Below are 13,868 nucleotides of genomic sequence, written 5' to 3' on the forward strand. Positions count from 1 at the left end.
TCTGAAATGATCCGTCTAATAAAAAACAGATTTCTATGCTAATAGAGTGGGTGGATTGCAGTGAATTAAACTGAAATATGATTTTATGAATATACAAAATGATGATTTTGCACACTGTTACAAAATTCTGATGTATGTGATAATTTTTTCAAGAATTTACATATTGTAAGATTTGGTCTACTTTCCGGGCATTATGCAATAGTTTTAAAGGAAGCTATGATAACTATGTATTTATATTGATAAGTGGGTCTGGGTGAATCTGTTTGTAGGATAAGCAGAATTTACATTTAACTTAATTTATCCAATGTCATTGAGAGCATCATGGCCAATTCAACAACGAATAAATTATCTTTACCGGCCCTTACCTCTTTGGTGGTCGGTTCAATGATCGGGGCCGGTATATTTTCATTGCCGGCAACATTTGGACGAGCAACCGGTGGGTTTGGCGCACTTATCGCCTGGTGTATAGCGGGGGGTGGGATGCTAATGCTGGCTTTTGTTTTTCAAACATTAGCGCAGCGTAAACCTAATCTCGATTCTGGTGTATTCATTTACGCAAAAGAGGGCTTTGGGGATTATCTTGGTTTTGCTTCTGCATTAGGTTTCTGGGCCGGTACCTGTATTGGTAACGTCTCTTATTTTGTTCTGATCAAATCAACGTTAGGGGCATTCTTCCCTATATTTGGTGATGGCAATACTATTCCGGCGGTGTTAATTGCCTCCGTTATCTTGTGGGGATTCCATATCCTGATATTGCGCGGCGTTAAAGAAGCTGCGGCAATTAATACCATCGCCACCTTCGCAAAAATAATTCCAATCTTCATTTTCGTCATCGTGCTGATTTTTGCCTTTAAAGGTGATGTTTTTGCGCTGAACTTCTGGGGTACGCCAGATGTGATTAAAGGTGCTGATTTATCCCATCTGAATGACTATGGCTATGTTGGTCATGCAGCGGCGGCAATCACCACGTCAGTTGAACCTGAGTCTCTATTCTCTCAGGTACGTAGCACCATGCTGGTCACAGTATTTGTATTCTTGGGTATCGAAGGTGCGAGTGTTTATTCACGTTATGCCAAAGAACGTAGCCATGTTGGTATCGCGACCGTTCTGGGCTTTATTGGTGTGCTGTGCCTGCTGGTATTGATCACCATGTTGTCTTACGGCGTGTTACTGCGCCCTGATTTGGCGGCATTACGCCAGCCATCAATGGCCGGGGTGTTAGAGGCGATAGTCGGCCGCTGGGGTGCAATATTTATCAGTGTGGGTCTGATTATTTCCGTGTTGGGTGCTTATTTATCATGGTCACTGCTGGCAGCGGAAGTGCTGTTTTCGGCGGCTAAGAGTAACAGCATGCCAAAAATCTTCGCGACTGAAAACAGCAATGCTGTGCCTTCAGCAGCGGTTTGGCTGACCAACATCTTTATACAGATATTCTTAATTCTCACTTTGTTTACTGATTATGCTTTTCAACTGGCGCTGGAATTAACCAGTTCATTAACGCTGATCCCTTATCTGTTAGTAGGGGCTTATGGCCTGAAATTGGCATGGACCGGTGAGACTTACGAAACGAATAACCGTGGTCATAGAAAAGATTTGATTTTTGCCATCATTGCGACTTTCTACTCTGCTCTGATGATTTACGCCGGCGGCCTGAAATACGTGCTGTTGTCGGCCATTATTTACGGACCGGGCACTATTTTGTATCTGATTGCCAAACGTGAACAGCATCAAAAAGCCTTTAATTCCTATGAAAGAATACTGTTTATTGTTCTGATTGTTGCTGCGGTGGCTGCGATTTATAGCATTGCTACCGGGATTATCACCATATAATTTATTGGAGTTCTTATGTCAGATAAAGCTAAGAAAACTCACGCTAAACCTAAGTTTGGTGTTCACTCTGAAGTCGGCAAGTTACATAAAGTAATGGTGTGCGCCCCAGGGCGTGCCCATAACCGCCTGACGCCAAGTAATTGTGATGAATTATTATTTGATGATGTCCTGTGGGTAGAGAGAGCCAAGCGCGACCATTTTGATTTTATGACCAAAATGCGTGAACGCGGTGTTGATGTGGTTGAGATGCATAATCTGCTGGCCGAAACGGTTGCCATTCCAGCGGCGAAAAAGTGGATTTTGGATCAGCAAATTGTGCCGAATGAAGTGTCACTGGGCATTTTGCAAGAAACCCGCAGCTATCTGGAAAGCCTGGAGCCGCGCGTGCTGGCTGAAGTGCTGATTGGCGGCTTGTCCACCACCGAACTGCATAAAGACGGTAAATGTGACAAAGAAGAGTTGAAGCTGATCCGCGAAGCGGTTGGCATTACTGAATACTTGTTACCACCGTTGCCCAATACACTGTATACCCGCGATACCACTTGCTGGATCTATGGCGGTGTGACACTAAATCCACTGTATTGGCCGGCGCGTCATGAAGAAACCATCCTCACCACGGCTATCTATAAATTCCACCCGGACTTTGGTGACGCCAATGTGAAAGTGTGGTGGGGTGACCCGACGCAGCACCACGGCACTGCGACGCTGGAAGGCGGTGATGTGATGCCAATCGGTAATAAAACCGTGTTAATCGGCATGAGTGAGCGAACTTCGCATCAGGCAATCACGCAGTTGGCGCAATCGCTGTTTAAAAATAGCGAAGGGCAGGTGGAGCGCGTCATGATTGCGGCCATGCCTAAATTGCGTGCCGCTATGCATCTGGATACCGTGTTCACCTTCTGCGACCGTGATGTAGTGACGTTATATCCGGCGATTGTTAATCAGATCCAAACCTTCTCACTGCGCCCTGATAATGGCCCGACCGGCATTAAGTTAAGTCGTGATAAAGGCACCTTTGTTGAAGCAGTTGCTGGCGCGCTCAACCTGAAAAAACTGCGTGTGGTTGAGACCGAAGGTAATGATTACGATACAGAACGTCAACAATGGGACAGTGGTAATAACATGGTTGCGCTTTCACCAGGCGTGGTGCTGGCCTATGACCGTAATACCAAAACCAATACCCAGTTGCGTAAAGAAGGGGTCGAAGTGATTGAGATAGTCGGCAGTGAATTAGGCCGTGGACGCGGGGGCGGTCACTGTATGACGTGTCCAATCATCCGGGATGCCGTCGACTACTAATCCCCTTCGGCCTTGAAGCCACAGGGGTGTTAGCGGCACGCACTTACCCGAATCACTTGACTGTGTAAGCTCATCGGGATTCGTTTGCTGGCTGCCTACCTGTGGCTCGAATTATATAGGGTATAGCGCAGTTGCTCTTAAAAAATAGCTGATAGTGAGTAGCAGAGTAGTGCTATTTCGCTATTGGCTATCTCTGTTTTAGCAGCCAGAGATTTGTATTTGGCAAGAAAGCACGACATTACGTTTTTAAAGCCGAAAAATGATGAACTAAGATGAAAAGGGTGATCAAGTGAAATACGTGTATTTAGTGTGCTTTTTGCTGATAGTGGCCCTGATGACGCTTTTTGTATTTCAAAACAGCGGGCTAGTGAACTTATCTTTACTTTCCATGCAAATAACACTACCCATTTCGGTGCTAATTGTGCTGATCTATTTTCTAGGGATGTTTACCGGGGGATTATTAATCACACTAATAAGAGCGCTGGTGCGCCGTCTGTCACAAAAAAGTGAAGCCCAAAACAGATAAAGAAGTGTGAATAATTAATCTGCAATAATTATTAAAATCTGACTCAACGAGATCTTATAGTGAAGATAAAAACAGTAATCACTCTGCTATTAACGTTTCTTCTCGCTGCTTGCGACAGAACTCCCCCTGAAGTCGCAGAAAGTGTGCGCCCGGTAAAAATATTTACCGTTGAAGACAGTGGGCAAAATGGCACTCGCTATTTTCCAGCGCGATTACAAGCTGGCGATGAAACTCAGCTCTCCTTTAAACGAAGTGGGCAATTGCAACAGTTGCTGGTGCGTGAAGGTGAGCAGGTGAAAAAAGGCCAAGTCATTGCCAGACTGAATGATACGGATTTGAACCTACGAGTCAGGGATCGTCAGTCTACCTTTAATCTGGCTCGCGATCAGTTTAACCGTTTCAATACCTTGCAAGGGCAAAGGGCGGTATCTCGTGCTGAGCTGGATGTACGTCGTGCTGAGATGGAATCGGCTCGTGCTGCTTTGGAGATTGCGCGTAAAGAGCTGAGTGATGCCACCATTACCGCGCCATTTGATGGCATTATTGCCAATGTGAATGCGCGTAACCATCAGGTCATGGCCCCAGGTCAGGCGGTTGCCACATTAAGTGCACTGGATACGTTAGATGTGGTGTTTAGTGTGCCTGAGCGCCTGTTTACCGCACTAGACATCAGCAATCGTAACTACAAACCAACGGTATTACTTAATCATATGCCGGGGCGCGAATTTATTGCTGAGTATAAAGAACACACCACCTCAACCACCTCTGCTTCACAGACTTTCCAGGTGACACTGACGATGAAGCGCCCGGCTGATATGCCACTGCTTTCAGGTATCAGTGGCCGGGTAAGAATCAACTCTGGCAATCTGTCTGGCACTGATCATCCGACGATTATCGTACCAGTGGAAGCCGTGTTTAACCCAGATACTGCCCAATTGAATGATGCAAGAGTCTGGGTTATCAAGAATGATGATGGTCAGATGCATGTTGAAGAGCGCAAAGTTCAGGTGGCTCAATTGACCGCCAACGGCATTCAAATTACCTCTGGTCTGGCTGATGGCGAGCAGATTGTCTCCGCAGGTACCGGTGAGCTTCGCCCAAATCAGGTTGTCCGGGCTTGGGTCCGTGAGCGGGGTCTCTGATGAAGCTGACTGACAATTTTATCAATAATAATACCCGTATCTGGCTAACGATTCTGTTGCTGGGTATTGGTGGCATTATTGCCTATCTCAATATAGGCAGGCTGGAAGACCCAGCCTTCACCATCAAAACGGCGGTAGTTGTCACCCGTTATGATGGTGCATCAGCACAGCAGGTAGAAGAGGAAGTCACACTCCCACTGGAGAATGCCATTCAGGAACTCTCTTATGTTGACGACGTCACCTCTATTTCCAGTGCCGGTTTATCACAAATAACCATCAATATTCGCGCACAATATGGCGCGAATGAGTTACCGCAAATCTGGGATGAACTGCGGCGTAAAATCAACGATAACAGTGTGCGTTTGCCACCGGGAGCCAGTGCGCCGATGGTCAATGACGACTTTGGCGATGTTTATGGCTTCTTCTTCTCACTCACGGGTGATGGTTACAGTAACCAGGATTTACGTAATTTTGCCGAGCAACTGCGACGTGAACTGGTACTGGTACCCGGGGTAGGTAAAGTTGGTATTGTGGGTATTCTGCCTGAAGAGGTTCAGGTGGAGATTTCTCGTGCCCAGATGACCGCCGCAGGTATCACGCCACAGCAGTTATCCGATTTACTGAGCCGCCAGAATGTGGTGTCCGATGCGGGCCAGTTGCAGGTGGGCAGTGAGTCTATTCGTTTGCATCCGACCGGTGAATTCCAAAGTGTACAAGAACTGGGGAATTTACTGGTAAGTCAGCCTGGCAGCCCGAAAAGCGTGTATTTGCGTGATATCGCCACTGTCTCTCAAGGTTTTGGCCATTCACCGACCAATATTTATCGTGCCAACGGTAAACCTGCATTGGCACTGGGGATTTCGTTTGCCCCGAATGTCAACGTGGTAAACGTAGGTAATGCGATTAAAGCCCGACTGGCGCAGCTTGACGGTGAACGCCCGTTAGGTATGCATATCAACGTGTTCTATGATCAGTCCCATGAAGTTGAAGGGGCGGTTAACGGTTTTATCCTTAACTTCCTGTTGGCACTGTTGATTGTTGTGGTCACTTTGCTGATTTTCATGGGGGTGCGCAGCGGTATAGTAATTGCTATCTCGTTGGCACTTAACGTACTGGGTACGTTGCTCATTATGTGGCTATTTAATATCGAGCTACAGCGAGTGTCGTTAGGGGCGCTGATTATCGCGCTAAGTATGTTGGTGGATAACGCCATTGTGGTGGTGGAGGGGATCGTCGTTGGTCGCCAGCGAGGCGAAAGCATCTTTACCGCTATTAGCAATGTGGTGAAGCGCTCAATGATGCCGTTGTTAGGCGCGACTATTATTGCCATTCTGGCCTTTGCACCTATCGGCCTGTCCAATGATGCTACGGGTGAATACTGTAAATCGTTATTCCAGGTGTTGTTGATCTCGCTGATGTTGAGTTGGTTCACGGCACTGACGCTAACACCGGTCTTTGCTAAGTGGGCATTCCAAAATCAGAAACCGGCGAAAGTGGATGCCGATAAGCCTGCCAAGCAACCTTATGATGGCTGGTTATTCCGCTATTATCGCGTGGTATTGAATAAGTTACTGCAACATCGCAGTATCACTTTGGTGCTGCTGGCGGCCATGTTAGTGGCATCGGTGGTGGGTTTTGGTAATGTTCGCCAGAGCTTCTTCCCGCCCTCTAATACGCCAATCTTCTTCGTTGATATCTGGCTGCCGAATGGCACTGATATCAATTATACCGAAGGGATAGCGAACAAGGTTGAGCAGTATATCAAGCAGCAAAAAGGGGTGGCGGACACCATGGCAACGATTGGTCAGGGCGCGATGCGCTTTATGCTGACCTACAATGCCCAACGTCATTATCCTAACTATGCGCAGGTGATGGTTCGTACCGAGGACCTCAGCCAAATACCGGGTTTGATTGATGAAATCGAATCCTATATGCATGACGAATACCCGCAGGTTGATGCGCAGATAAAACGCATCATGTTTGGGCCATCCAACAACAGCTCCATCGAGGCCCGCTTTGTTGGCCCGGACCCTGAGGTGTTACGTACCCTGGCAGCGCAAGCGGAAAAAGCGATCATTGCTGATCCGATGGCGGATGGTGCGCGGCATGACTGGCAAGACCGTAGCAAAATGATCCGGCCACAATTCTCCGATTATCTGGGGCGCGAACTTGGAGTAGATAAGCGCGAGGTCGATGGGACATTGCGCATGAGCTTTGGTGGTCTGCCGGTGGGGTTATACCGTGATGGTACTCGCTTAATGCCGATTATACTGCGCACACCGGATGCAGAACGACTCAATGCAGAACGACTGAATGATGTGATGGTCTGGAGCCAGGCGCGCCTGGCCTTTATCCCAATTGATAACGTTGTCACCAGTTTTGAAACCGAGTGGGAAGATCCGCTTATTATGCGTCTGGATCGCAAGCGGACACTGACGGTGCAAACGGATCCGACCCAACAGGGCGGTGAGACCTCTGCTGAGTTGTTGCGGCGTATCAAACCTGGCGTAGAAGCCGTTCAGTTACCGCGCGGATATGAGCTGGAGTGGGGCGGTGATTATGAAAGTACCAAGGAAGCACAACGCGGTATTTTCATCAGTTTGCCGATCGCGTTCCTGATTATGTTCATCGTAACGGTATTGATGTTCAGCTCAGTGCGCAATGCTGTTGCCATCTGGCTGACGGTACCACTGGCATTAATTGGTGTCACGGTAGGCTTCCTGTTGACGGGAATTCCATTCGGATTTATGGCTTTGTTGGGGCTGCTAAGTCTGAGTGGTATGTTGATACGTAACGGCATTGTGTTGGTGGAAGAGATAGGCTTACAGCGACAGGAAAAACCACTGCGCGAAGCTATTATTGATGCCTCTACCGCCCGTTTACGGCCTATTATGTTGACGGCATTTACCACGGTTCTGGGGCTGGCTCCGCTGCTCAGTGATGCTTTCTTCCAGAGTATGGCGGTGGTCATCATGTTTGGTCTGGGCTTTGCAACGGTGCTGACATTGCTGGTGTTACCAGTAATTTACAGTTGTATGAATCCAGAACCTAAAGAGAAAGTGAGTGACGAACCCGTCAGTGAATAACGGTTAGTGTGGCGTTAGCACTACCGAGAATGACTAAAGCTGCCCCTTTTATCGGGGTGGCTTTTTTTTATGGCTGGTGCCTATCGCGCGTAAACCTATTTCTATTTTACCTTCTTACACTGTTGGGCGGCTTCTGTGCGCCACTTCTCTTCCTGTCCCTGTGTCACGGCATTATCGTTCCAATATGAAACCATACTGAGATAACGGAGTTTCATAATGGAACGTTTTCACTGTTGGTTCTCAGCCTGTTTTTTGCGCTTATAGTGGATGCAGTTTCATCAAATTGACCCTAAAAATTATTTATTCTTACATTATCTCTTACGCTACAGGAGCAAGATATGCTGAAAGTCATTCAATCTCCGTCCAAATATATTCAAGGTGCCAATGCATTACAGTCCATTGGTGAATTTGCTAAATTATTGGCTAATAACTATTTTATCATTGCTGATGATTTCGTCATGAAGCTGACCGCTGATACCGTCGGCTCCAGCCTGCAAGCCAGTGAGCTGGAACATCATTTCAGCCGCTTTAATGGCGAATGTTCCCGTCACGAAATTGAGCGGTTGACGGTTGAGCTGAAAAAGCACGGCTGTAATGGCGTGGTTGGTATCGGTGGCGGGAAAACCCTCGATACGGCTAAAGCGATTGCTCACTATCAGCATATCCCTGTCGTTGTGGTGCCTACTATTGCCTCTACCGATGCCCCGACCAGCGCCTTATCCGTTATTTATACCGAACAGGGCAAGTTCGCTGAATATATGATTTACCCGAAAAACCCTGACATCGTACTGATGGATTCCACCATTATTGCCAAAGCACCAGTACGTTTGCTGGTCGCTGGTATGGGTGATGCGCTGTCTACTTACTTTGAAGCACAAGCCTGTTTTGACGCTAAAGCTACCAATATGGCTGGTGGTGCATCGACATTAGCGGCAGTTACACTGGCTCGCTTGTGTTACGAAACCCTGCTGGCGGAGGGCTATAAAGCCAAACTGGCGGTAGAGGCGGGTGTTGTGACCGAAGCGGTTGAACGTATTATCGAAGCCAATACCTATCTGAGTGGTCTTGGTTTTGAAAGTAGTGGTCTGGCGGCCGCTCACGCCATTCATAACGGTTTCACCGTATTAGATGAGTGCCACCACTTGTATCACGGTGAGAAAGTGGCCTTTGGTACCCTGACACAGCTCGTATTACAGAACAGCAGCATGGAAGAGATCGAAACAGTGCTCTCATTCTGCCAGCAACTGGGTTTACCAATCACATTGGCTGAGATGGGCGTTTCTCAGGATATTGAACGCAAGATCCATGATGTCGCCAAGGCCAGCTGTGCTGAGGGAGAAACCATCCACAACATGCCGTTCAAGGTCACACCTGACAGTGTCTATGCTGCAATTATGGTAGCTGACCGCTTGGGTCAGGCTTTCCTCAACTAATCTGTGCGGCAAATACGTTCTGAGTCGAAAATCGACCGAGTCTGCCGGTATTTCTCATCATCGGCAGCTCTGTTCTCCAGCCATTCCCGTTCGCGGAGCATAAAATGAAAAAATTAATTAACAGCGTTGAGAGTGTGTTACAGGAGCAAATTCAGGGGCTGGTTGCGGCGCATCCTGAGCTGACATTGCATCAGGAACCCCTTTTCATCACCCGTGCAGATGCGCCAGTGAGTGGCAAAGTTGCATTGATGTCCGGTGGTGGCAGTGGTCACGAACCGATGCATTGTGGCTTTATTGGCGAAGGCATGTTGGATGGTGCCTGCCCGGGTGAGATTTTTACCTCGCCGACCCCCGATCAAATGTATGAATGCGGCCAAGCCATTGATGGTGGGCCTGGTGTGCTGATGCTGATTAAGAATTACACTGGCGACATTCTAAACTTTGAAACTGCCGCCGAGCTGTTGCATGCCGGTGGCACTGCTGTTGCTACCTTAGTGATAGACGATGATGTGGCGGTCAAAGATAGCCTGTATACCGCCGGGCGGCGTGGGGTGGCGAACACGGTCATTATAGAAAAATTACTCGGTGCTGCTGCGGCACGTGGTGATTCATTGGATGAATGCGCACTACTGGGGCAGAAAATTAATAATCAGGGGCATTCTATTGGCATCGCGCTTGGTGCTTGTACTGTGCCCGCTGCCGGTAAGCCGTCATTTATTTTGGCTGAAAATGAGATGGAATTTGGTGTGGGTATCCATGGCGAACCGGGTATTGAGCGTCGGCCATTTACTTCACTGAATAGCACGGTAGACGCCATGTTCCAGACCTTGATTGATCACGGCAGCTATCAGCGCACATTACGCCACTGGGATCGACAAGCCGGTGACTGGAACGAGACGCGCCAGAGTAAGCAACCCTTAGCCAAAGGCGATCGGGTCATTGTTCTGGTCAATAACCTTGGCGCGACCCCCTTATCGGAACTTTATGGTGTCTGGCACCGTCTGGCGGAGTGCTGTACACAATTCGGTTTGACCATTGAGCGTAAATTGATTGGTTCTTATTGTACGTCATTGGATATGCAGGGTATGTCCATCACCGTGCTGAAAGTTGATGATGAACTCCTGTCATTGTGGGATGCGCCGGTAAGTACCCCCGCGCTGCGCTGGGGTTGCTGATATTTCCTTGGTACTTGAAGCCGCAGGGACGCGCGGCTTTCACCAACCCGAATCACTGAGCTTAAGTCAGCACAAGTGCTGAAAATAATCTTATAAAACCATGTGCCAGGAGAAAAATATGGGACTCACCAAACAACAAATTGTCAGTTGGTTACAGCTATGTGCTGAAGTTTTCAGCGAGCAGCGAGATTTTTTGACGCAGTTGGATACTGAAATCGGCGACGGCGACCATGGCCTGAACATGAATCGCGGCTTTAATAAAGTGGTCGAAAAGTTACCGACCTTTGCCGATAAAGACATTGGTTTTATTCTGAAAAATACCGGTATGACACTGCTTTCAAGTGTTGGCGGCGCCAGCGGCCCGCTGTTTGGCACGTTTTTTATTCGCGCAGCACAAAGCACGAATGCTAAGCAGAGCCTCGATCTGACGGCGGTTTGTCAGATGTTTAAAGATGGTGTGGAAGGGGTGGTGATGCGCGGTAAAGCGGAGCCGGGCGATAAAACGATGTGTGATGTTTGGTGGGCGGTAGTGGCGCAACTCGAACAGGCAAATCAGCAGGGAGTCACGGTGGTAGATGCATTGCAGCAGGCCGTTGAACGTGCCCAGCAAGCATTGGCCGACACTATTACTATGCAGGCCCGCAAAGGCCGTGCCAGCTATCTGGGTGAACGGAGTATTGGTCATCAGGACCCAGGGGCAACATCAGCTATGCTGATGATGCAGGCGTTATGGCAGGTTGCCAGTCATTAATCAGGCTGGACTGACACGTTTATCAGGAGGAAAGATGGTCAATCTCGTTGTAGTTTCTCATAGCGCGCTGCTGGCTCAGGGTGTGGCCGAACTGGCTCAGCAAATGACACAAGGGAGCTGCCAGTTAGCGGTTGCTGCCGGTGTAGACGACCTGGATCATCCTATTGGCACGGATGCCATTAAAGTGATGGAAGCCATTGAGTCGGTTTACACCCCATCGGGCGTACTGGTATTGATGGATTTAGGCAGTGCCTTACTCAGCGCAGAAACGGCACTGGAGCTATTAGACCCCGATATGGCGCAGCAGGTGCAACTCTGTGCCGCACCACTGGTGGAAGGGACTCTCGCAGCTGTCGTCGCTGCATCATCTGGCGCTTCACTTGCCGACGTCCGTGCTGAAGCAATGGGGGCGTTGATAGCTAAAGCCACTCAGCTAGGGGAAGAAGCCGTGGTACCTGCCAGTAATGCGGTGGCTAAGGCGGCAGCGGATGCTCAGAGTGTCAGTTGGGTGGTGCGCAATCCTAACGGGTTACATGTGCGACCGGCGGCTAAATTGGTCGAAGCATTGGCTCCGTTCGCGGCAGATTTACTGCTGGAAAAAAATGGTCAGTGTGTGAATCCACGCAGCCTGAACCAGCTCGCAATATTGCAAGTTCGTAAAGGTGATACCATTCGTTTGCTGGCCAGTGGTGAGCAAGCAGGCGAGGCGCTAGATGCTTTTATGCAATTGGCGCGACAACATTTTGGCGAATTCGTCACCACCACCAGTGAGGGGGAATTTACTGGCGTCATGGTGCCTCGTGGCGCGATTAGTGCACCATTGTTGCAATGGTTACCCGCCATTCCGGTTTTTTTACCTCAAACAATCAATGCTGAACAGGTAGCTAAAGAGCAGCGGCGTTTACAACAGGCGTTGGCGCAAACTGTGGCTGATTTGCAGCAGTTGGCACAACAGGCAGAACAACAGATTAGCCCTGAAGCTGCGGCTATTTTTAACGCTCATGTGATGCTGATTGATGATGAGGAACTGCATCAGGCGATGGATGCGCGCCTGGAGCATCAGTTAGTTTGTGCAGAATCGGCATTGCAGGATGAATTGATGGCAATGGTGGAAGATTATCTGGCTCTGGATGATGAGTATCTACGCGTTCGGGAATTAGATATCCGCGATATACTTAACCGCACATTGGGCCATTTGACCGGGCTACCACCAGTTTCGCTTTCAGTTAGCGGTGAAATTATATTATTAGCCGAGGAGTTATTGCCTTCACAAATGGTTGGGCTGAACCACCGGCAGGTAAAAGGCATCTGTTTAAGCAAGGGGCATATCATGTCTCATAGCGCTATTCTGGCTAAAGAGTTGGATATTCCAATGTTAGTCGGTGCCATGGGGTGCCTGGAAGCCAGCCGTAATGGGCAAAATGCAATATTAGATACCGCAATCGGGGCACTGAAACTGCAATAAAAAATCACCGCCAAAATGCTTAACTGAACATTGTAGCTCTGCATCAGTCCAGAGCTGCAATTTGCGGAATCAGATATCTCAGTGGAGACAAAATTTGGTTTCGCCAGTTATAGCGCTCTTCTATTAATGTAGCTCCGGCTTGCCTGATTTTATCTATTTCGCCGTCGGTTAATTGGCAAATCTGGCGTATTATTTCCGCTAAACTTGCTGCGTTCCCGGGGATGTGAAGGAACCCATCGATCCCATGTTCAACCTGCTCACTCAAACCGCCGGAGTCGGCAACAATTAACAATGCCCCCTGTTGTCTGGCCAGCCAACGTGATTCCATCGGAATCAATCCATTAGGTTCATTCTCAGCAGAAAGAACGCAAACCCGCGTATTACGCCATTGAATAAGGCATGCCATTAGTTCGCGATCAAAAGAATTGATCAGAGAGGCAGAGATCTCGAGTCGGCTCGCTAAGGCAGATAACTCCGGCAAAATCGGGTCACTCATAATAACGGGATGAATATCATTACCCAGATAACAGGCTGCTCTGAGCAACAGATCATGGCGTTTGTAATGAACCCCTCTGCCTAAAGTGATAGCTAATGAGTGATCCAGCGATATTCCGTGTGATGAGAGTGTGTCACTGATTTCCTGATCACTGCGTATTCGAAACCAGGGGTCATTGATATTTATTCCCGCAGGTGTCGGTATAAATGATTGTGGGTCAGCACCGTATTGTGCCACTAAGTGCATTGCCAGGAAGTCGCTGATATTACCGAGCTTGATATTAGAATCAATCTTGGCCCAGTGAACAGCCAATGATTCAGCCATAATACGTTCAGGATTCGGTAATGGCATTTCATGATTAAATGCCGTGCAATGGGAAATATAGATAATCTTTAGATTACGTTTCTCAACAGCCGCATGCAAACGAGCAATTAGCGGCGTGAACGAGAACGGCAATTCATGACAAAAGGCCAGAGTGATATCGTAATGGGTACTGAGATCAATAATTTTTGCCGCCCCTGCCGCAGAGGATATTTGCCAGTTCTGTAAATTACCAAGAAAAGCATCACCGTAGGGCCATGAACAATCAACGCCTTTCCCCAATGTCATGTCTGGTACAGTTGAAAACGTCCCTCCCATATTATGAATTTGGTTAATAAAATAAC

Annotated in this window: 10 protein-coding genes; 9 read left to right on the forward strand and 1 reads right to left on the reverse strand. The window is 48.3% G+C overall.

Features of this window, described 5'->3' with window-relative positions:
- Nucleotides 1-321 precede the first annotated feature (321 nt).
- The 9 genes from V1952_RS14740 to dhaM all read left to right on the forward strand — a co-directional run bounded on the left by V1952_RS14740 (nucleotide 322) and on the right by dhaM (nucleotide 12,707).
- Entirely contained in the window at nucleotides 322-1,830 is a 1,509-nt protein-coding gene (locus tag V1952_RS14740; protein WP_083160751.1) for an amino acid permease, read from the forward strand.
- Nucleotides 1,831-1,845: 15 nt separating this feature from the next.
- Nucleotides 1,846-3,129: an arginine deiminase gene (gene arcA / locus V1952_RS14745; protein WP_372568629.1), complete on the forward strand. Its 1,284-nt coding sequence runs from the start codon at nucleotides 1,846-1,848 to the stop codon at nucleotides 3,127-3,129.
- Nucleotides 3,130-3,418: 289 nt separating this feature from the next.
- On the forward strand, nucleotides 3,419-3,655 hold the full coding sequence (locus tag V1952_RS14750; RefSeq protein WP_372557918.1) for a LapA family protein: 237 nt from the start codon (nucleotides 3,419-3,421) through the stop codon (nucleotides 3,653-3,655).
- A gap of 59 nt (nucleotides 3,656-3,714) precedes the next feature.
- Complete coding sequence (locus tag V1952_RS14755) at nucleotides 3,715-4,797, forward strand: efflux RND transporter periplasmic adaptor subunit (RefSeq protein ID WP_372557919.1); 1,083 nt, start codon at nucleotides 3,715-3,717, stop codon at nucleotides 4,795-4,797.
- Nucleotides 4,797-7,883, forward strand: coding sequence for an efflux RND transporter permease subunit (locus V1952_RS14760; RefSeq protein WP_420074997.1), 3,087 nt, complete (start codon nucleotides 4,797-4,799; stop codon nucleotides 7,881-7,883). Before V1952_RS14755 ends, V1952_RS14760 begins: the two co-directional genes overlap by 1 nt.
- A gap of 338 nt (nucleotides 7,884-8,221) precedes the next feature.
- Nucleotides 8,222-9,316: a glycerol dehydrogenase gene (locus V1952_RS14765; RefSeq protein WP_372557921.1), complete on the forward strand. Its 1,095-nt coding sequence runs from the start codon at nucleotides 8,222-8,224 to the stop codon at nucleotides 9,314-9,316.
- A 104-nt stretch (nucleotides 9,317-9,420) separates the two neighbouring features.
- Entirely contained in the window at nucleotides 9,421-10,491 is a 1,071-nt protein-coding gene (gene dhaK / locus V1952_RS14770; RefSeq protein ID WP_420074998.1) for a dihydroxyacetone kinase subunit DhaK, read from the forward strand.
- Nucleotides 10,492-10,609: 118 nt separating this feature from the next.
- Entirely contained in the window at nucleotides 10,610-11,242 is a 633-nt protein-coding gene (gene dhaL, locus V1952_RS14775; RefSeq protein WP_372557922.1) for a dihydroxyacetone kinase subunit DhaL, read from the forward strand.
- A gap of 34 nt (nucleotides 11,243-11,276) precedes the next feature.
- Nucleotides 11,277-12,707, forward strand: a complete 1,431-nt coding sequence (gene dhaM / locus V1952_RS14780; RefSeq protein ID WP_420071715.1) for a dihydroxyacetone kinase phosphoryl donor subunit DhaM — start codon at nucleotides 11,277-11,279, stop codon at nucleotides 12,705-12,707.
- Between the two features lie 43 nt (nucleotides 12,708-12,750).
- On the opposite strand, the gene V1952_RS14785 is transcribed toward dhaM, so the two are convergent.
- The coding region (locus V1952_RS14785; RefSeq protein ID WP_420074999.1) for a glycosyltransferase family 4 protein at nucleotides 12,751-13,868 on the reverse strand (1,118 nt) is incomplete at its 5' end.

It is taken from the genome of Yersinia sp. 2542 StPb PI (assembly GCF_048593855.1).
GTDB lineage: Bacteria > Pseudomonadota > Gammaproteobacteria > Enterobacterales > Enterobacteriaceae > Yersinia > Yersinia enterocolitica_E.